The organism is Microcoleus sp. CAWBG58 (assembly GCF_020883045.1).
Classification (GTDB): domain Bacteria; phylum Cyanobacteriota; class Cyanobacteriia; order Cyanobacteriales; family Microcoleaceae; genus Microcoleus.
Genome location: NZ_JAHRFA010000033.1, coordinates 36,696 through 56,794, shown reverse-complemented (window position 1 = coordinate 56,794; position 20,099 = coordinate 36,696). Strand labels below are relative to the sequence as shown.

The 20,099-nt window shown below is 43.9% G+C and carries 18 protein-coding genes; 8 read left to right on the top strand and 10 right to left on the bottom strand.

The features are described 5' to 3' along the window. Positions 1–81 precede the first annotated feature (81 nt). Together QZ918_RS16530 and QZ918_RS16525 are read right to left on the bottom strand one after the other, a co-directional pair. Positions 82–462 (bottom strand): hypothetical protein, encoded by a 381-nt coding sequence (locus QZ918_RS16530; protein WP_293156863.1) that lies wholly within the window; start codon positions 460–462, stop codon positions 82–84. Between the two features lie 378 nt (positions 463–840). After that, complete coding sequence (locus QZ918_RS16525; protein WP_293336824.1) at positions 841–987, bottom strand: hypothetical protein; 147 nt, start codon at positions 985–987, stop codon at positions 841–843. On the opposite strand from QZ918_RS16525, the gene QZ918_RS16520 reads away from it, so the two are divergent. After that, the gene (locus QZ918_RS16520; RefSeq protein ID WP_293336822.1) at positions 973–3,861 is read left to right on the top strand and encodes a PAS domain S-box protein; all 2,889 of its coding nucleotides are present in this window, start codon (positions 973–975) and stop codon (positions 3,859–3,861) included. The genes QZ918_RS16525 and QZ918_RS16520 overlap by 15 nt on opposite strands. A gap of 77 nt (positions 3,862–3,938) precedes the next feature. Here the strand turns inward: QZ918_RS16520 and QZ918_RS16515 are convergent, their stop codons facing one another. Then, complete coding sequence (locus QZ918_RS16515) at positions 3,939–4,529, bottom strand: rhomboid family intramembrane serine protease (RefSeq protein ID WP_293336820.1); 591 nt, start codon at positions 4,527–4,529, stop codon at positions 3,939–3,941. A gap of 475 nt (positions 4,530–5,004) precedes the next feature. On the opposite strand from QZ918_RS16515, the gene QZ918_RS16510 reads away from it, so the two are divergent. Next, positions 5,005–5,382: a Mo-dependent nitrogenase C-terminal domain-containing protein gene (locus tag QZ918_RS16510; protein ID WP_293336818.1), complete on the top strand. Its 378-nt coding sequence runs from the start codon at positions 5,005–5,007 to the stop codon at positions 5,380–5,382. A 541-nt stretch (positions 5,383–5,923) separates the two neighbouring features. Here QZ918_RS16510 and QZ918_RS16505 read toward each other — a convergent pair. Further along, a complete protein-coding gene (locus QZ918_RS16505) occupies positions 5,924–6,106 on the bottom strand; it encodes a ribbon-helix-helix domain-containing protein (RefSeq protein WP_293156875.1) in 183 nt (60 codons plus the stop codon). A 212-nt stretch (positions 6,107–6,318) separates the two neighbouring features. Between QZ918_RS16505 and QZ918_RS16500 the strand changes: the two genes are divergently transcribed. Next, positions 6,319–6,492, top strand: coding sequence for a hypothetical protein (locus QZ918_RS16500; RefSeq protein WP_293336816.1), 174 nt, complete (start codon positions 6,319–6,321; stop codon positions 6,490–6,492). A 199-nt stretch (positions 6,493–6,691) separates the two neighbouring features. Beyond that, positions 6,692–7,333 carry a Uma2 family endonuclease gene (locus QZ918_RS16495; protein WP_293156878.1) on the top strand — a complete coding sequence of 214 codons (642 nt, stop codon included), beginning with the start codon at positions 6,692–6,694 and terminating at the stop codon, positions 7,331–7,333. Between the two features lie 175 nt (positions 7,334–7,508). On the opposite strand, the gene QZ918_RS16490 is transcribed toward QZ918_RS16495, so the two are convergent. After that, positions 7,509–7,799, bottom strand: a complete 291-nt coding sequence (locus QZ918_RS16490) for a type II toxin-antitoxin system TacA family antitoxin (RefSeq protein ID WP_293336814.1) — start codon at positions 7,797–7,799, stop codon at positions 7,509–7,511. Positions 7,800–7,946: 147 nt separating this feature from the next. Here QZ918_RS16490 and QZ918_RS16485 point away from each other — a divergent pair, with 147 nt between their 5' ends. Next, positions 7,947–8,243 carry a hypothetical protein gene (locus tag QZ918_RS16485; RefSeq protein ID WP_293336812.1) on the top strand — a complete coding sequence of 99 codons (297 nt, stop codon included), beginning with the start codon at positions 7,947–7,949 and terminating at the stop codon, positions 8,241–8,243. Between the two features lie 271 nt (positions 8,244–8,514). Here the strand turns inward: QZ918_RS16485 and QZ918_RS16480 are convergent, their stop codons facing one another. The 4 genes from QZ918_RS16480 to bchB all read right to left on the bottom strand — a co-directional run bounded on the left by QZ918_RS16480 (position 8,515) and on the right by bchB (position 11,969). Beyond that, positions 8,515–8,931, bottom strand: coding sequence for a hypothetical protein (locus tag QZ918_RS16480; protein ID WP_293336810.1), 417 nt, complete (start codon positions 8,929–8,931; stop codon positions 8,515–8,517). A 131-nt stretch (positions 8,932–9,062) separates the two neighbouring features. Then, positions 9,063–9,569: an HNH endonuclease signature motif containing protein gene (locus QZ918_RS16475; protein ID WP_293336808.1), complete on the bottom strand. Its 507-nt coding sequence runs from the start codon at positions 9,567–9,569 to the stop codon at positions 9,063–9,065. 216 nt (positions 9,570–9,785) lie between these two features. Continuing rightward, positions 9,786–10,112: a hypothetical protein gene (locus QZ918_RS16470; protein ID WP_293336806.1), complete on the bottom strand. Its 327-nt coding sequence runs from the start codon at positions 10,110–10,112 to the stop codon at positions 9,786–9,788. Positions 10,113–10,445: 333 nt separating this feature from the next. After that, a complete protein-coding gene (gene bchB, locus QZ918_RS16465; RefSeq protein WP_293336804.1) occupies positions 10,446–11,969 on the bottom strand; it encodes a ferredoxin:protochlorophyllide reductase (ATP-dependent) subunit B in 1,524 nt (507 codons plus the stop codon). A gap of 590 nt (positions 11,970–12,559) precedes the next feature. Between bchB and QZ918_RS16460 the strand changes: the two genes are divergently transcribed. The 3 genes from QZ918_RS16460 to QZ918_RS16450 all read left to right on the top strand — a co-directional run bounded on the left by QZ918_RS16460 (position 12,560) and on the right by QZ918_RS16450 (position 19,162). Next, the gene (locus QZ918_RS16460; protein WP_293336802.1) at positions 12,560–13,006 is read left to right on the top strand and encodes a KTSC domain-containing protein; all 447 of its coding nucleotides are present in this window, start codon (positions 12,560–12,562) and stop codon (positions 13,004–13,006) included. A 282-nt stretch (positions 13,007–13,288) separates the two neighbouring features. Next, complete coding sequence (locus tag QZ918_RS16455; protein ID WP_293336800.1) at positions 13,289–13,489, top strand: hypothetical protein; 201 nt, start codon at positions 13,289–13,291, stop codon at positions 13,487–13,489. Between the two features lie 159 nt (positions 13,490–13,648). After that, positions 13,649–19,162 (top strand): trifunctional serine/threonine-protein kinase/ATP-binding protein/sensor histidine kinase, encoded by a 5,514-nt coding sequence (locus tag QZ918_RS16450; protein ID WP_293336798.1) that lies wholly within the window; start codon positions 13,649–13,651, stop codon positions 19,160–19,162. A 302-nt stretch (positions 19,163–19,464) separates the two neighbouring features. On the opposite strand, the gene QZ918_RS16445 is transcribed toward QZ918_RS16450, so the two are convergent. After that, on the bottom strand, positions 19,465–20,028 hold the full coding sequence (locus QZ918_RS16445) for a Uma2 family endonuclease (RefSeq protein ID WP_293156097.1): 564 nt from the start codon (positions 20,026–20,028) through the stop codon (positions 19,465–19,467). Positions 20,029–20,099 lie beyond the last annotated feature (71 nt).

Sequence of the window (20,099 nt, the reverse complement as noted above, 5' to 3'; positions counted from 1 at the left end):
ATCGCAGTCACAAGAGCTTATAGCCTCAAAAATCGGGCTGTGCGATCGATCGTTTGCTAGACCTCAATTCAATTAAAATTGCTAAAGTCCTAGCAGAAGCTGAACTCCAGCTCCTGTGCCACTGTCGCTGGGTTTGATAGGAACGGGATTTCCTTGGCGCTGGGCGTCGGAAGGAGTAGTGATAAATTCCAATTCTGAACCGATTTTGAGCCGAAATGTATCCCCCAAGCTGCGCTCCCGAATAGCAGCATTAGCCGCCGTTTCTCGTTCACCAATCAAATTTTGGTAGTCCGAGTCTACACTTCTGTCCTCCACACTTCTGAGGGAATCCCCTGATAAAGTCGTTTCTGAATTTTGGGGCGCTGGTTGCAGCCTTTGTTGGGCGATAACCGCCGGGGTCAAACCGATAAAAATTGAGCTGAGTCCGAGAGCAGTGCCAAGAGTAGCAATAACTGCGTTCATAGTTAACCATCCGCTAGTTGCATCCTACTATACTTATTGTACCCAGCCGGAATTAACTTGCACTCTATCAAAAGTAACTGGTTATGAAGATATTAATTAAAGTTACCGCGAAAACTTGTAACTGGCGATCGCGCTCCGACTCTCAGAAACCAGTTTGAGACTTCGCGGCAACTGAGGGCGATCGAAGTTCAACTACCAGATTTGTAAAAAAAATCGGTTTCTGGAGAAGCGAGTGCGATCGCCAACTACCCAATCTCAAATGTAAAATCTCCAATAGTATCACCGCCTACATTCCGTCCAGGAGTGATACTCGATTAATCTCGATCGCCCTGACCAAGCACGCGATCGCGCTAAGATGACGGTGGCAGTCGTTAAAAATTAAGTTAGTAGCGGCAGATTCAGAGTTTTTAACAGCACTTTGCCAGATAAAACGATCTCAACGTTAAAATCTGCGCTCATCAGGTTGTACTTTACCGAAACTTTGTGGGTTCGTAATATTTCTGCTTCATCATGCCAATCAGACATCTGAGCGACCATATTTTAAAAATGTCGCGCCAAGTGCCAATTCGCCTCGTGCTTGTAGTACCTTTTGCCATCCAGACTTTCGCTGCGGTGGGGCTGACTGGGTGGCTGTCCCTGCGCCACGGGCGCATAGCTGTCAACGATGTTGCCGCGCAACTGCGGGCCGAAGTCACATCGCGCATCCAGCAACACATTTATAGTTATATCGAAAGGCCGCACCAAATCAATCAACTCAATCTCGATGCCATCCGTATCGGCATTTTGAACGTTCAGGATGAAGTTAGTTTGCGTAGCTACTTCTCCAAACAACTCCAAACCTTTGATAAAATTAGCTATATTCAATTTGGCTCAGAACAAAAAAGTTTTCTAGGAGTAGAACGCCTCGACGATGGCAAATTACAATTTTTAAAGTCAAACAAATCTACAGGCTATAACTTACAAACCTATGCTGTCTCAGATTTTGGAGAACCAACCAAACTCTTAAAGGTTACTCCCAGCTACGACCCCCGCGTCAGACCTTGGTACACTGCTCCGGCGTCGGCTCGCAAACCGACTTGGAGTAAAATTTATAGTTATTTTGATACTCCTAAACTAGCGATTACGGCCGCGCAACCTGTTTACAACAAGGATAAAAAACTGATTGGCATTTTAGGTTCTGACTTGAAACTTTCCCAGCTCAATCAATTTTTGGAAAGTTTAAAAATTGGTAAATCAGGAGAGACTTTTATTGTAGAAAGTTCGGGAGAATTGGTCGCAAATTCTACTCCCGAACCGCCGTTTGTTGTCAGCAACGGCGTTGCGAAACGGATTGCAGCAGCCAGCAGCAATAATGTTCTGATTCGATCGACTGCCCGCTATTTGACACAACGCTTCGGGAATTTGAGCAAGATTGATGGTATTTACCAGTTAGATTTTGCGATCGACGGGAAACGACAATTTCTACAGGTGACACCGCTCTCAGACAGCAAGGGCCTCGACTGGTTGATTGTGGTGGCGGTTCCCGAAGCCGATTTTATGGAAGCGATTAACGCCAACACTCGCTACACAATTTTGCTGTGTTTCGGTGCTTTGGTGCTGGCGACGGCTCTAGGATGTGTGACTTCGAGGTGGATTGTCATGCCAATTCAGCGTCTGAGCAAGGCTGCGGAGGCTTTGTCGCGGGGAGAATGGGACTCAATGGCGGTAGATCCCCGCTTGATGGCGTCTGTAGAGCGGGAGGATGAGGTGGGTGTTTTGGCTCGCTCTTTTAATACGATGGCAGATCAATTGGAAGAGTCGTTTACTACTCTCGAAGAGCGGGTGGAAGCTGCGATTGCTGATAAAACTCAATTAATTCGCTCTCTGAAACTCTCTCAGGAAAAACTCGCTTTTCACCTCTATCAAACTCCTTTGGGGGCGATCGAATGGAATCTCAATTTTGAAGTTGCCGACTGGAATTTGTCAGCAGAAAGAATTTTTGGATTCAATCGCTTGGAAGCAATCGGACGGCACGGAGTCGATCTCATAGTTCCTGAAAGTGCTAAGGAGTATGTCAGGCAACTATCTATAACTTTGCTCACTAATCAAGGAGGAATTAGTAGCATTAATGAGAACATTAGAAAGGACGGGCAAATTATTCTTTGTGAGTGGTACAATACGACTTTGGTTGATGCTGACGGCTGTATAATTGGGGTTGCATCGCTGGTTCAAGACGTGACGGAGTTTCACCGTGCTGTGGATCAGTTGCGCGCCAGTGAGGAACGGTTTCGCCAGTTGGCAGAAAATATTCATGAGGTATTTTGGATTAGAGAACCGAATCAACAGCAGATAATTTATGTGAGCCCTGCTTGCGAGAAAATATGGAATTTAAGCTATCGGAGTTTGCTGTCACATCCGGACGCTTTTTGGGATGCTATTCACCGAGACGATCGCGATCGCGTTGAGGCTGCCTTTGAAAAACAGGTGCGGGGGGATTATGATGAGGAGTATCGGGTAGTGCGATCCGACGGTTCAGTTTGCTGGGTGCGCGATCGGGCTTTTCCAGTCCGCAACGAAACAGGAGAAATTTACCGTATAGTCGGCATTGCCGAAGACATTACCCAACGCAAACTAGCAGAAGAATTCCAACAAGTCGCTCAAACCGCTCAAGCAGCCAGCCAAGCCAAAAGCTCATTCTTAGCCAATATGAGCCACGAATTGCGAACTCCCCTCAACGCCATTATCGGTTACAGTGAGATGCTCAAAGAAGACGCCGAGGATTTGGGCTGCGAAGATTTTATCCCAGACTTGCACAAAATTCAAACTGCCGGCAAACACTTGCTATCTTTAATTAGCGACATTCTCGATATTTCTAAGATTGAAGCGGGGCGGATGGAACTTTATTTAGAAACTTTCAATCCGGTTAATTTAATTGACGAGGTAGTTTCTACAGCCGAACCATTGGTAGAGAAAAATTTTAATAAATTTGAAGTTAATTGTGCTAAGGACTTGGGAATGATGTATGCTGACATTACCAAAACTCGTCAAATATTGCTCAACCTGCTGAGCAATGCAGCAAAATTTACGGAAGGCGGGACTATTACCTTGTCCGTTGAAAGAGTTAAGCATGACAGCTTAACAACTCAAGAAATAGCAGAACCTTCCGATTTAATAATTTTCCGCGTAGGTGATACGGGGATTGGGATTCCCCCCGAACAAATGCAGCATTTATTTCAAGCTTTTATGCAGGGTGACGCCTCAACTACGCGCAAGTACGGCGGCACGGGTTTGGGATTGACTATTAGCCGTCACTTTTGTTTGATGATGGGCGGTGATATGCAAGTTCAAAGCCAGTTAGGTGTCGGTTCGATTTTTACTGTGTGCTTGCCGACGCAAGTAGAATTATTAAAAGGTACGTAGTTGCGCTTTAGCGCTCTTTATCTATAGAAAATAGCGCTGAAGCGCAACAACATACCTAAAGCAGGATAAGTATTATTTTAGTTGATTTGCCGTTTCTGCCGCCCCAAAAGTTGAGCTGCTAATACGCCGCCGACAAAGCCAAAGAAATGCGCTTGCCAGGAAACTCCAGGCTGCGAGGGCAAAACTCCCCAAATTAAACCGCCGTAGAAGAAACCGACAATTAAAGATACCATAATAGACGTAAAGCTGCGTTCAAAATAGCCCCGCAACAGCAAAAATCCGAAGTAACCAAAGATTAATCCGCTGGCACCAATGTGCACGGAATTGGGCGCGCCTGTCAGCCAAACTCCCAATCCGCTGATGAGTACAGTAACGGCACTTACGATAAAAAAGTCGCTTATTTCTTGCAACATTATCAGCCAACCAAATGTCAGAAACGGGAGGGTATTGGCGGCTAAGTGAGCAAAACTGCCGTGCAGAAAAGGCATGAATAGGATGCCTTGAAGTCCGTCGATGCTGCGGGGGCGGACTCCGTAGGAATTCAGCGCGCCTCCAAATATGAATACATCGAGAATCTCAATAATCCAGATCAGGGAGACGAAGCCGCCGAGAATGGCGGCGTGGCTTTGCAATTCGCGGGTGATAGATTTGGTTTCTGGGTTGCTCATGGGTGGGGAGGGCGGTGATACCGGTTATTTATAATTGTAGGAGTTTCTGGGCGATCGCACGCAGCGACACTGGGCGCTGGGTTTCAGGGTTTTTTGCAGCGCCGTGCTTATTTGAAACTATTATAACTTTGATTGAAAATTCCGCATTTTCACGCATGGAATTATTCACCTCGATGCGTCATTATCGTAGAGGAAGTACAAAAGGAGAGTTAACTGAAGGTTAAACCTTGAAGGTTTAAGGCAGAGTTTTTACCCCATAGATAAATCCTTGGGCTGGCAATGAGGACACTTTTGCGATCGCACACCGTCTCTCAAAAACAATCAGGAACTACTTTTCTCGGATTAAGTCATTAATTCAAGAAGTTTCATCCGGTAAAGCAAAACGAGCTGCTGTAGGTACTTATTGTAGACAAAATCTCGTACAAGCTCTACAAAGAGTTCTTGGCACCTCGTTGTAAAAGAGGAACAGAGAAATATGAACGTATTTGAGAATACACAGTCCGATCGAATTCTGCCAATTTGGGTATGGCATGGCAAAGAAGAAATCCCTGTTAGTGTCGCTACAAATCCTCAACCTTACGGCCAAAAGCCGCGCTTTGACTTGTTGAATCCGCTGAAACAGTGGCTTGACAATAGTGCAATTAAAAGTCAAAAGTTAGCTCGGTTTCTGTGCAAGTTTATTCCCAGCCAGTGCCCGTTTGAGCGGGAAGTCAAAATTTGCGATCGCACTTTATTTCACATTCCGCCGCTGTGCAAGTTAAATCCGCTTTACGAGCAAGTGGTTGGGCTGCGCTTTCGTGCTTTGTGTTATTTGGCTGACGAGTGCGGCGAGGATGTGACTATCTATTGTTAATTCTGCAAAAGCCTGAATTTCTAACTCTCTTGTTCACCCTCCCTTCTCCTTGTTGGGGAGGGTTTTTTGGGTTTTGGGGATTAGTTGAAATATGGGCGATTTGCGATAGACATGGGATGTATACCGCAATACGCCTGGGTTAAAACTGTTTACTCCGAGGAGTTCCCCCTAAATCCCCCTTAAGAATGGGGACTTTGAGAAGATTCCGGTTCCCCCCTTAAGAAGCTCTGCGTTATAAGGATTTTTCTTAACATTTGAGAGCGAGCGCGAGCGAGGCTATCAAACCCTGATTCCTCGATTGCCAATTCTCAATAAACGCAAGCTGCTTTCAATAAATAAAGTTGTTAAATTGTCAAGGCTTGTGTCACAACTTCTCCTGAAATTTTTGCTGTACAAAGCTTTCAAGATTGTCAAGAAAGATGTTTATAAAGCATAGCTTCTTAAGGGGAGCTAGGGGGGGATCTAAGTTTAATACTTAAACAGCAGTCTGTCGATGGGTTTGAACTTAAGTTGCCACCAATGTAACCCACGAGGGAACTCTTTACTTGTCACTTTTGGGATCTTCGGGCCCAGGGGGTACTTCTCCCTTTTGTTGGGCTTCCAATAAAGCCGTTTCCACGAGAAAGGCTATCAGGTTAGCCGTGGATCGGCCTTGTTTGTCAGCCCATCGATCCAAAGCTTCATATACGTAATCAGGAAACGTAACGTGAACGCGCTTGCTCAATGTAAATATTTGTTGGTTTACTAACGCTTTTAATGGTACAAGCTTACGCTCCCGATCGTGTTGTTGCCCTGTTCTTCAAAATGATTGACACATATTTGGGCTTATTATGTTACAATTCCTCTAATCCCATCAATACACAGTCAAAAGCCAGTCCCCCGCCATGGAAAGCAAGGACTGGCTATGGCTCCCATTAACAAGGAGATACAACTATTATGCCGTATGAGAAACGTCTCAGACCGTGGATCGTGGTTCGCTTGCTTCCGAACCTGCAAAGGGTCGTTATCGGTCGCTTTCGCAGTTGGTCTGATGCAGAGGGTCATTTGCGTGTGCTCAAACAACTGCTTCCGGCTGCGAGATTGACTTTAGTTTTCGATCCGATCGACTAATTTCGGTTGCGAGTTATTGAAGTGCGATCGCCAGCTTGTTATTGAAGGGCGATCGCAGATGTTGGAATCTTATCGAGAACAGGCAAGATGCCTCTTCCACAAAAAATGGTTTTTGTTGTGGGGTGGGCATCCTGCCCGCCCGCAATTTAGGGCAATGTTAAACTAGATGCAAGATATCAATTGAGTTGGGGAAAAAACCGTGACGGCTATTCTACAAGTAACAGAACAGCAAACAGCACAAGACTACTTCACTCCCGAAGAATATCTCGCCCTGGAAGAAGCAGCAGAGTACAAAAGTGAGTATCGCGATGGAGTAATTATTCCCATGACAGGCGGAACTACAAATCACAATCAAATCGCTGGCAATATTTATATTGCATTAAGTCTTGGGCTCAAAAAACAGGACTATCGAGTTTTCTTCGGTGACGTGCGTTTGTGGCTGCCGAAAAAGCGATTTTATACTTATCCCGATGTGATGGTAATTCCGGGTAAACCTGAGTATTACAATAATCGCCAGGATACGGTGATGAATCCGCAAGTAATTGTGGAAGTTTTATCGAAATCTACGAAAGCTTACGATCGCAGTGATAAATTTAAGTTTTATCAAACGCTGCCGGCATTTCAAGAGTATATTCTGATTGACCAATCTCAGGTTTATGTAGAACAGTATTGCAAGTTGGCTAACAAGCGGTGGTCGTACCATCAGTACGATGAGGAAGATGCGGCGCTAGTTTTTAATTTCTTTCAAGTTGAAGTGCCACTGGCTGATGTCTATGAGAAGGTGGATTTTGCGGCGGAAGATGAGCCCGAAAATGAGCCAGAAGAAAGTGAGGTGGAATAAGGGCGATCGCTTTCTTATTTATTCAAGCACTTTAGTCAAATTGGCTGAGAGTTAACTCTATTTTTGTTTGGGTGTCGGTTGGTGTTGACATTGTTTTGTTACCAAATAGCGATCGACTAATTTTATTGTAGCAATTTACCCTATCATCTATAGAGCAAAAAATCCATTCCATTATTTATTTGCGATCGTATTTTTGCCGATACATTTCAATCGCTGCTTTCAGCTTAGAGTTAAGTGCTGGTGGATTTTCTATCGCTGATGTAACAATTTCCCAATTTGGTTCTGAAAGAACGATCGGCTCTGGTTTAAGTGGCATTTCTTGGGCTAGATTTAGAGCAACTTCGAGCAGATATTCGCTCAGACTAAGACCCCACAGGGTAGCTACTTTTTCTAACAGTTCTTTTTGTTCCCGATCGATAGTTATCTCAAGGGTGCTTGTTTGGGGAGTTTGTGTAGGGGTTGACATATTTTTTCAATGAGAGCAAGGTTGGCTCATTTGATATTATAGCAATTTTTCAGATGGGCGATCGCACGCTTGCTGGAAAAGGGCGATCGCTCTGACAAGAGTGTTAAACTGAATCTAGCGGTCGTGTTAAGCAAGGAAAAAATAGTCGTGACACCTATCCAAGCAAAAATTGTTGACAAACTGAAAAATTTGTCGGAAATCGAACTGCAAGAAATCCTCAACTTTGCTGATTTCCTGTTATGGCAACGGAGAAAGCAGGAAGTAGCTTCGCCGCCCGATGAAATTGGCAACAGCGAACCAGCAAATATGGATAAAGAGTGCGAGGTTCATTATGTTGGTGGAGTCTTAGTCGTCAAAGCATCATTAATAAAAACTGAAGAGGTAATTAATTGGGATACAATTATTTACGATATGCGCGAAGAAAGAATCGGGAAGTTTATCTAAAATGAACGTTTTATTTGATACATCCGTTGACTTGTAGGGGCGGGTTCACCAACCATCTCTGACAAAAACTAACAATCTCAAAAACCCGCCCCATCCCCATGATAAATACCAAAAAACAATGGGTGCGGCGCGATCGACAATCTCGAAACTAAATCGCAAATCTCACGGCAACGCACCATACCATATCCCCATTTCTGAGGTTTAACCGAGCGCGAAAATATCCGCTTTCGAGCAAGGTTCGTTTCGGCAGATTGTTGAGACGGTTTTAATTTCAGTCTCGACTTACATGAATGCAACGAAGATATCCACCATTCTCAAAACTGTACTCAAATTTATAAAAGCTAGAATTAAGAGCCTTATATTTAACTCCTTCCTTTTGACCATTAGCCCATTCAACGAAGTTATTCTCTACCCCTCGTCCGCCTGAAAAAGAGAATGTGAATGCTATTTTTGCAATAAGCTTATCTCTACTAATTCGATCAGAAGCAAAAGTGTAGAAATTATTGTAAGTCGCACCAGCTCCACCACTTGTCTCTAGGAGAAGTTCATAGCGTCCGGGCTTAAGCCAGATACCTTGAACTGTTGACTCACAATTTACTACTTGTCTCTCAATTGGCCTAGCTACTGCTCCAGTTACAGCATGAATAACCATGCAACTAGCGAGCGTAAAAATTTCTAATCTCTTCATTCTTCAACTTCTATCTATAATCATGATTTTCTACCATTGGCGTGATTGGCTTTGGCAGCAAAGGAACAGCAGGAAGACGCTTCACCGTTCCGTTGCGGGAAAGTTGGGTTGCGTCAACGAACCTTATCTGTTTATTCAATATCTTCTGCAACTTTCCATTTAGAAATAAACTGTTGTCCTTCTTCCGTTAATTCGTACCACATCGTTTCTGTACCTCTTGCTGACTTTCTAATTGGTCTTTTGTCAGGTAGAGGAAGTAGTAGTTTATCTCGAATCAAAAACATCAATAGAATATCTGTATTTTTGTCATAGGGAAGGTCAATTGATTCAGCATCAGAATGATCAACAAAATACTGTAAAATCCTACGCTCGTAATCACCATACCTGCTGTTTACGATAGAAAGATTATGCTTGTACATCTTGATTGATTTTCTGTCAATGTCACGGTCGGCTCTTCTATGACAGTTAGGACACAGGGCTATAAGGTTATCAAATTCGTGTTTTTGGCAAGTTTCCCAAGGAACGATATGGTGTAGATCCACAGGTGTTTGTTTGCATGTAGGAATAGCGCATCTGTGTCCCGATTCCATCTTCACTTTTCTTTCCAAAGCTGCTGGTATTGCGGGTCTATTATTCATAATGCTTAGCCTAATTTATTCTAAAATTTACCAGATATTTTATTTCATGTCAATATCAACTCAAAAAAAGAGGAGATTACAGCTGAAAACTTTATTATTTCGTATAGATTTGCAAGTATGAGATGCGCCCGGTTCTTTCTTTAACAACTGCCATAGAACTGATAACAGGGCTGGCCAGCAATTTAGCTTTAATTTCTGTGATATACTGGGCTGATATCATGCTTGAGAGTTAGAGAGAAGAATCTGCAAACGTTCTCCAACAGAACATGACGTTTGATAGAAAGAACTCCATTCGACAAAATCGATATGATCTCCTAATTCTCCAGCCCGAAATTTTTGGTAAAACTCAGGGGATGCCATTTGATACTGAGTTTCAAATTGCTGTAAATCAGTTTCTAGTTCTGCGGCTTGTTGTTTAGCAATGGCAATTTCGTGAGCGATGATTTTGGAAAGTGAAAGTTCTAGGACTTCACTTACTTCGCCTCGGTTATAGAGTGCTTCTAAAATCTTGAGTTGCTCGATAATTTGATTTTGGGTTGCCATAATCGATGTGTTGATATTTTGGCTTGAATTAAGTTTAACCTCATTTGATTTGAATGTCGGCAAAAAGGGCGATCGGCTTTGAGTGGATGGGATAAGTAAAGTGCGATCGCAATTACCAAGTATATTTATTTTTCTGCCATGCGATCGAGCTTTTCCTTAACCAACAAATCTAACAGCGATCGCAACACAAACAAGCCGCCGAATCCTGACAGCGCAAAAGCTCCCATCGCCTCCCTGCGATATCCGCCTACCAGTCAGATACCGTAGGGTGCGTCGCTATTGAAAATCTCCGAACTAAATCGAAAATCTCATAGCGACGCACCCTACAATTAATTAAGCGCCTACAGCTTCCTTGGCCGCGTACAACACCTCAGCATTAATTAGAGCAATACCGCGCTCGCGCGCGAACTTCTCAGTATTCCGCTTGACTTTCCCGCGCACAAAACCAGGAATTTTATTCAACTCAGCTTGTCCGTCCTTCGTCCAATTCATATCAGAATCAGCCGAAATTCCCTTGGTAATCACTTCCTTAGTATCGTGGCCGCCGAAGATTTCCAGCAAGTGGTCTTCCATGCCCAAAGTAAAGGAATTGTAGACCAAATCTACACACTGATTCGTGCCTTCATAACCCAAAAATGGCTTGTAGCCGATCGGGAAATTTTGCACGTGAATCGGCGCAGCAATTACCCCGCACGGAATATCAAGCCTTTTACCCACGTGGCGTTCCATCTGCGTGCCGAAAATTGCCGAAGGTTCTGCTTTGGCGATCGCATCTCCGATCGCCCCATGATCCTCTGTCACCAGCACTTCATCACAATACCCTTTTACCTCTTCCCGGAACCAATCAGCATCGTGTTTGCAGTACGTACCAGCCCACACAACGTGGATTCCCATCTCGCGAGCCAAAATCTTCGTCATCGCCGCAGCGTGCGTATTATCCCCAAATACGACGGCTTTTTTACCCGTTAAGTTTTGGCAGTCGATCGACCTTGAGAACCAAGCAGCCTGAGACACAAACCGCGTTTGTTGATCGATGAAATCTTCGTAATCAACATCCGCACCTTGAGCATTCAGAACTTCCTGAATCTTCCGAATACAACGCGCCGTTTCCACCACACCCATCGGCGTAATATCCACCATCGGCGTGCCGAATTCTTTTTGCAAATACTCCCCGGCTGCCATCCCCAACTCCCGATAAGGAACGAGGTTAAACCAAGCCCGCGGCAATCTTTTTAAGTTGTGAACCGAAGCACCTTCGGGAATAACTTCATTGACTTCGATTCCCAAATCTGCCATCAAACGCTTTAACTCAGTACAGTCGTGCTGGTTGTGGAAACCCAGCGTAGACATACCGATAATATTCACCGATGGTTTTTCGCTTTTACCTTCCAAATCGCCTTTTTTGCGAGCTTTGTTAATGTAAAGTTGGACGATTTGATCCAAAGTGCGATCGGCAGCTTGGAGTTCGTTAAACCGATAATGATTAACATCCGCCAGCATCACATCGCCTTTGGCATCCAATTGAGCTCGGTTGACAAAGTTTTCCAAGTCTTCTTGCAGAATGCTAGAGGTGCAAGTCGGGGTAAGTACAATTAAATCGGGGTGCTCTTCTCTGTCTTTGCGGGTGATATTGTCCACCACCCGTTCCTGCGAGCCCCGTGCCAGTACGTGTCTGTCAACCACGCTGGTAGTTACCGGAGTGAAGTCCCGTTCCCTCTCCAGCATCGATCGCATGACGTTAAAATAGTCGTCTCCAATCGGTGCGTGCATGATCGCGTGGACGTTTTTGAAGGAAGTCGCAACGCGCAGAGTGCCGATGTGGGCTGGGCCTGCGTACATCCAATAAGCCAATTTCATAGGTATTTTTCCTTGGGGTGGTTGAGAATTGTGCGATCGGGCGATTACTGCTAAATTTTAAGGTTGTTTGAGATTTTCTCACCAGATGAATCCTTTAGAAATAGTAACTTTCTGAAGATTTACAGATGGGAAAAATTCTCAAACGCTTTTGCTGGTTGGGCTTTGACTCGCCATAGCCACAACTTTACCTTTGTTTTATGGCAATAATTCTTAATTTATTGTCAAGTTTCGTTAAGAAGCTGACACATCTTATCAAAGTAGGTGCTTATGGCGAACCCTAACTCAATACAGCTTTTGCATAAGTCTGCGATCGACACACAAACCGCAGATTTCAGGCAGATAAATACAGATAAACGCAGATAATTTTAGGGTAGGAAAGCTTAGGAGTGGAAGAGGTCTAATTTCCTTAAGCAACAGACAAATCATACCAAATTAGGATGCTAAATTCACACTTTACACATAAAAGATACGCTAGTTGACTTTTTAACCAATGCAGTATACACTATTAATTAATCCACTATTTCCTCGACACCGAAACTTGCAAAGATCGGGAAATATTGACGTAAAACAAATCCTTGTTGACAAAACCCATGAAACTATCCAAAATAGACTTGAGCAATGTCTTAGCAGTCGGTCACTCTAACGGCCAGCTAGGACTGTTGATCGATCGCGGGGAATGCCTCGAATTTATCGAAATTGCCGCACCCGAAGCTGCAATGCACGGCCTGCAAATGGTTGATTTCATCGCCAATACAGATTCTACCGAACTCAGTGGCAGTATTGAATCAACAGAAATCGCTCCTGGCGGCGAACCCATTGCTATGATGCCGGTTGATTCGGCAATGGCTAGCGCGATCGGATACAATGAAGAGGCTCAAGTTTTGCAAATAGAATTTAGCAGCGGGTCAGTCTATCAATACAGCGACGTAGAACCAGAAATTTGGGAATCTCTGCAAGAAGCTGATTCTACAGGCCGATTTTTTAACTCCGAGATTAAAGGTTATTATTCCAGCCGGCGCGTAGATGACTCGCTCTAAAACGGATACAAGCCCTCGACTCCTATCCTGGAGAGATTAACATTTTACACTTAAGTTCGCGATCGGTGATTCACAGCGCTGCAAGTAAATCTCAAATTGAAAAAGGGAAAATCGACTTACGGGCCTGTAGTTAGCAGTCGCGTCGCACAGTGAAGTGGTTTGATTGAAGTGTGAATACTTCCGTAATTTGACCGAAAACATAGATGTGAGGCTAAATTCAAGCAATCTGACTCTCAGCAATCAACTGTAGATAAGTTTAGCAAACTATTTGCCACTTAAGTCTTGCTCCTAAAAGCTGAGATTGTTTTTTTTGTCAGCCGTGCGATCGATCGCCACACCAAATCATTGCACAAATCCTGTATTTGTGCTTTTGTTTACCTAACTGCTGAGGTGACAAAGCCCCAAGCCCCTGCAAGTCAGCAGCAGCTCTTTGCTGGATACGGCGTGTCTTCCCACACATCCCAAAACATAGCTCTTGAGTGATAATGAAGAATAACATAGGATTTACGGAAAAACCCCGGTTCATAGGAAAAAATCTTGAGTTTGTCAGCAACTACCAACAAAGAAACCGGGTTTCTAGCCCGCCGCGCGTAAGTCCTGTAATATTGACCAACAAGAACACCTAATTTGAGAGAACCAACTATGATGGCAATTCCCGGCGTTGCAGTTCTCGCTCTCATTTATGAAAGCAGCACTTCCCTGGTTTACCGCGGCCGCAACGAGCAAGACAACCAACCTGTTATTATCAAAATTCTCAAAGAAGACTATCCGACTCCCGAAGAACTGAATAGATACAAACGGGAATATGACATCACTGCCAACTTAAACCAGCTCGACGGAGTTGTTAAAATGCACAGGTTGCAGCAGGTTAGAAATAGTCTGGCAATGATTTTAGAAGATTTTGGTGGCGAATCTTTAAAAATATTTATGGCTACCCAAAAATTTACATCTTTGGGATTTTTGACCACAGCCATCAAAGTTGCTGAAACTTTGGGAGAGATTCACGCAAAAAATGTAATTCATAAAGATATAAACCCCTCTAATATAGTTTTTAATCCCGCAACTGGACAAGTTAAAATCATAGATTTTAGCATCTCAAGTGACTCAAATCAGGAAAACGTTGCCAATAAAAATCCCAACTTTTTAGAAGGGACTTTAGCCTATATGTCGCCGGAACAAACTGGCAGAATGAACCGGGTAATCGATTACCGCACGGACTTTTATTCTCTTGGCGTCACCTTCTATGAAGTCCTGGCAGGACAGCTCCCTTTTACCACTACCGATCCCATGGAGTTAGTTCACTGTCACATCGCCAAACAGCCAGTACCTCTCGCTGAACTTTCACCAGAAATTCCTCAAGCTATTTCAGACATTGTGATGAAATTGCTAGCAAAAGCGGCTGAGGATCGCTATCAAAGTGCTTGGGGACTGAAAGCGGATTTGGAATCCTGTCTGTTTCAGTTGCAAACATCTGGGGTTATTTCCGAGTTTGCTCTCGGCAGCCAAGATATTTCGGACAAATTTCAAATTCCTCAAAAACTTTACGGCAGACAGCGAGAAGTTGAAACTCTTTTAGCGGCATTTGAACGGGTAGCAGCAACAAATAATCGAGCCTACCGCATCGAACAGTCCCAAATTTCTGTCATCAAGAAAGAGAGCAAATCGCGCAAAGAAAGTTCCCTGTCAGTGCTCGCGAGAGGACAGCATAAATCCCGCAGCGAGATGATGCTGATTGCTGGTTATTCTGGCATTGGCAAATCTGCAATGGTGAAGATTTTAGACAAACCTATTACCCGCAGGCGCGGCTATTTTATTTGGGGAAAATTTGACCAGTACAAGCGGACTATTCCTTACTCAGCAGTTGTTAGCGCCTTTTCGGAATTGGTGCGGCAACTGTTAACTGAAAGCGAAGCTCAATTGGCAGTTTGGCGCGAAAAACTCCGTACTGCTTTCGGGCAAAACGGGCAAATTATTATTGATGTAATTCCCGAAGTTGAACTCATTGTCGGAGCTCAGTCTCCTGTAGCTGAATTGGGGCCGACGGAATCTCTCAACCGCTTTAATTTACTCTTTCAAAATTTCATTCGCGTATTTTGCCAGCCCGAACATCCGCTGGTGATTTTTCTCGACGATTTGCAGTGGGCAGATTCTGCCACACTCAAATTGATCGAATTGATGATGACAGATGAAGCTACTCAATATCTGTTTTTAATTGGCGCTTATCGGGATAATGAAGTCAGTCCCACTCATCCTTTAATGATGACTGTCGAGACGCTGCGAAATCAGGAAGCCATCATTAATGAAATTGCTCTGTCGCCGCTGGGGGTGGACAACATCACTCATTTGATTGCCGAGACTTTGCACAGCGATCGCGAATCTGTCAAACCCTTAGCCCAATTGGTTGTCAGTAAAACAGACGGCAATCCTTTTTTTGTTAATCAATTCCTACAAACATTGTATCAAGAAAATCTGCTAGTTTTTCATCCGCCACAGTTGGGGAGCAAGGGCGGCTGGCATTGGGATATGACTAAAATTGAGCAGTGCGCTATCACTGACAATGTAGTAGATTTGATGGTGCAGAAGTTGAGAAAACTGCCAAGTTCAACGCAGCAGGTTTTGCGTTTAGTGGCTTGTTTGGGCAACGAATTTGACTTGAATACTCTTTCTTTAATCAATGAGAAAGAAGCGTCGGAAACTTTTTCTCACCTGTTGCCGGCGATTAAGTCGGGGCTGATTCTGCCGACTTCGGAATTGGAAAGCAAGTCATTAGATTACGTGCTGTTTCCGCTGTTAATTCTCAATTATAAATTTTTGCACGATCGCGTCCAACAAGCAGCTTACGCTTTAATTGACGATTCGCAAAAAAAAGACGTTCACCTGAAAATCGGCAGGCAGATCCTCGAAAATACTCCTGCTGAATATCGCGCTGACAGAATCTTTGAGTTAGTCGATCACTTGAATGTAGCGCGATCGCTAATTCGAGACGAGCGAGAACTAATTGAACTGGCAACCCTGAATTTAGACGCCGCCCGCAGAGCCAAAGATGCCACAGCTTACGTTGCTGCGTTGCAGTATTTAACCGCAGGTATGGACGGTTTAACCGCCGATATCTGGGATTCCCACTACGATTTAGCCTTTGCTCTGCACATGGAGCGGGCAAATGTTGAGTATCTGAACGGCTATTTCGAGCATTCAGAAGAATTTATCAACATAACTTTGCAAAAAGCGCGATCGCCTTTAGAAAAAGTAGAAATTTACAACCTCCTGATCGTGCAGTACACCCTGCGAGCCAAATACGAGGAAGCAGTTAAAGCTGGAATCAAAGCCTTGAACTTGCTGGGCATTGACTTGCCACTAGACGGGCTGCAAAAAGTCATAGCCGAAGAATTTGCAGCAGCCACAAACTTTTTAGCAGGTAGAGAAATAGCTTCCCTGATTGACGCTCCCGAAATGACAGTACCCGACAAAAAAGTCGCAGTCAAATTAATCACCAACTTCTTAACATCAGCTTACCTCAGCAATCCCGACTTATGGAAAGTCAGCGTTTTAAAAGGAGTCAATCTTTCTCTCACCTACGGTTTAGTACCCGAAGCATCTCTCTGCTACGCAGGCTACGGTATGTTCTTAAACGCTGTTTCGGGAGATTACAAAGCCGCGTATCAATTTGCCATGCTATCGCTAAATTTGAGCGAAAAATCTGGCAATATCGGCTTGAAGTGCAGAGCTTGTTCTTCGCTGGTTAGTATTTTTCATTACTGGTTCAACCATATTAAAGAGGCACACGCAATCAGTAATGAAGGATATCAAGCAGCTTTAGAATCAGGAGATTTAGAATATGCCGGTTATATCCTATCCAACCGCATAGCCAATTACTTTTTTCAAGGCAAAGAAATATCGCAAATTCTGGCAGACACGAGCAGGTATTTGCAGTTCAGCCAAAAAACCAAAAATCAGCTTGTTACCGATACATTATTAGGAGTGGATCTGATACTGCGTAACTTGAGCCAACTCACTGTTGACAAGTTTGTCTTTGAAAGCGACGATATGAGCGAAGCTGAATACGTACAAAACTGTCAAGCTCATCAAAATTTGTACTCGCTTTGCCTTTACCAGATTCGCAAATGCCAGGTAATGTACTGGTATGGCAACTTCAATGAAGCACTACAACTAGCATTGGAAGTAGAAAAGCAACTATCTTTTATTACCGGAGCGATACCCGCTACCGAGTGGAATTTTTTCTTTTCTCTAGTTTTAGCTGCCGTTTTTCCCAATGTTTCAAAAAGCAAGCAAAAACAATATCTGGAAAAGTTAGAAGCCAATCAAAAACAGATGAAAATCTGGGCTGATAACTGTCGTGAAAACTTTCTGCACAAGTATCTTTTAGTACAAGCAGAAATAGCGAGAATTACCAAGAAAGATTCAGAAGCTGTAGAGCTTTACGATTTCTCGATCAATTTAGCTCAAGACAATGAGTTTGTCCAAAATGAAGCCCTCGCTAACGAACTAGCCGCCAAGTTTTGGTTGAGTAAAGGCAAATATCAATATGCCAAAATCCACTTGCGCGAAGCTCACTCGTGCTACTTGCGCTGGGGTGCAGTCCGCAAAGTTGAAGATTTAGAACAGAAGTATCCCCAGTTGCGGGAAATGACGCCGCTCAACGGCAGTTTTCACAACAATCAAACTACCACAACTATTCATACTTCTACTGGAAGCGATGCGAGAGTGCTGGATTTAGCAACTGTAATGAAAGCATCTCTGGCAATTTCCAGCGAAATTGTCCTAGACAAGTTGCTGGCTTCTTTGATGAGGATCTCGCTCGAAAATGCAGGCGCACAATCCGGTTTTTTAATCTTGGTGAGAAATGAAAAACTGTTAATTTCTGCCAAAGCGTCAGTAATTGCTGAAGATGTAGCAGTGATGCAATTTACGCCTGTTGAAGAATGTCAGGATTTGCCTGTTACGGTGATTAATTATGTGGAAAGGACTCGATCGGACTTGGTGTTGAGCAATGCTGTGGCTGAGGGGCGATTTACTGCCGATCCTTACATTGCCAAACACCAACTCAAATCTCTTTTGTGTACGCCGATTGTCAATCAAGGCAAACTAATTGGGATTCTTTATTTAGAAAATAATTTAACACTGGGGGCTTTTACAGCGCATAGATTGGAAGTTTTAAGGCTGCTTTCTTCGCAAGTTGCTATTTCTTTGGAAAATGCTCTGCTTTACAATTCGGTGGAGCAGAAAGTGCAAGAGCGGACGTATGAGTTAAATGACAAGAATGAGCGTTTAGAAAAAACTTTGCTGGAGCTGAAACTAACTCAAGCTCAATTAATTCAAACTGAAAAAATGTCGAGTTTGGGGCAAATGGTGGCTGGTGTTGCTCACGAAATTAATAACCCTGTAAGTTTTATCTACGGCAATCTAAATCCAGCTAGCGACTACGTGAAAGACTTGCTGAAGTTGATTGAGCTTTACCAGCAGCACTATCCCGAACCTGCTGATGAAATCATCGAGGAAATAGAAACAATTGAACTGGAATTTTTGAGCGAAGATTTGCAAAAGCTGCTGGATTCTATGAAAGTCGGAGCGGAAAGAATCCGGGATATTGTGTTGAGTTTGCGGAATTTCTCGCGCCTGGATGAAGCGCAAATGAAGTCGGTTAATATCGATGAAGGCCTAGACAGTACAGTGATGTTGCTGCAACCCCGCCTGAGAAAAGAAGGTGGCCGTTTGGGAATTGAGGTGATTAAAAATTACAGCAAGCTACCGTTAATTACTTGTTATGCGTCGCAGTTGAATCAGGTATTTATGAATATTTTGACAAATGCGATCGATGCGCTGCTGTTGGCAAGAGATTGCCCGAACAAATCTCAAAATACTCCTACAATTACAATTTCTACGGAGGTGACCGATCGCAATTCTGCTATTATTAGAATTGCTGATAGTGGGCCTGGGATGAGCGCTGAGGTACTGCACAAGATATTCGATCCGTTTTTTACAACTAAGCCGGTGGGTTCGGGAACTGGTTTGGGATTATCGATTTCGCACTCGATTGTTGTGAGTTCTCATGGCGGAAAGTTGAGTTGTGTTTCTGCACCTGGAGAGGGGACTGAGTTTGTTATTGAAATTCCGATCGCCCCACGGCAAGTTGTGTAAGGAAGAAAGGGGGAATATTAGGTGAATATTGGGTGAATTTCCGTTGGATATTGGGTGAATATTGGGTGAATTTCCGTCGGATATTGGGTGAATATTGGGTGAATTTACGTCGGATATTGGGTGAATATTGGGTGAATATTGGGTGAATATTGGGTGAATATTGGGTGAATTTCCGTTGGATACCGGGCGAAGGTCATTCGCGGCTACACAAGCAATGTCCGCCTCCGCGGACTAAGAAAGAAAGAAAGAAAGAAAGGGCGAAGGTCATTCGTGGCTACACAAACAATGTCCGCCTTCGCGGACTAAGAAAATTGTATTTGGCGGTATAAATCGCCGATCGCAATTTTCACACCAACCGATTCAAGTGTCAAAGAATCGCCCAAATTATATTCTGAGAGCACCCATTGTCCCTGTTGATTGCGCCGAAACATTTCTAGTCCCGGCTGTTCTACTTGCACCAAGACATACTCTTGCAGCGTTGAGAATTGGCGATATTTAGCAAATTTTGTGCCGCGATCGACTGCTTCTGTGGAAGGTGATAAAACTTCGACAATCAAGGAAGGAAATTGCACCAATTGCGGATCGTTATCGCGATCGTCACAAGTTACTACAACATCAGGATAAAAATACTTTCGCCCTGGTTCGACTTGGACTTTTACGTCCGCCATGTAAATCTCCCAAGGGCGATCGACAAGGGCATCATCCAGGAGTTTCGAGAAGTTGAAGGTAATCCGATTGTGATTGCGGGTGCCGCCACTCATGGCGACGACTTCGCCATCCCAATACTCGTAGCGTTCTTCTTGGGTGGGTTCCCAAGTCAGGTATTCTGATGCGCTCATCGATAGGCGATCGGGTAAAGCAACCATAATGCGATGGAAACTAGATACCAGTTGTTTCCTTATGCCATTGTATCACCTCAGCGCACAATTAATTGACC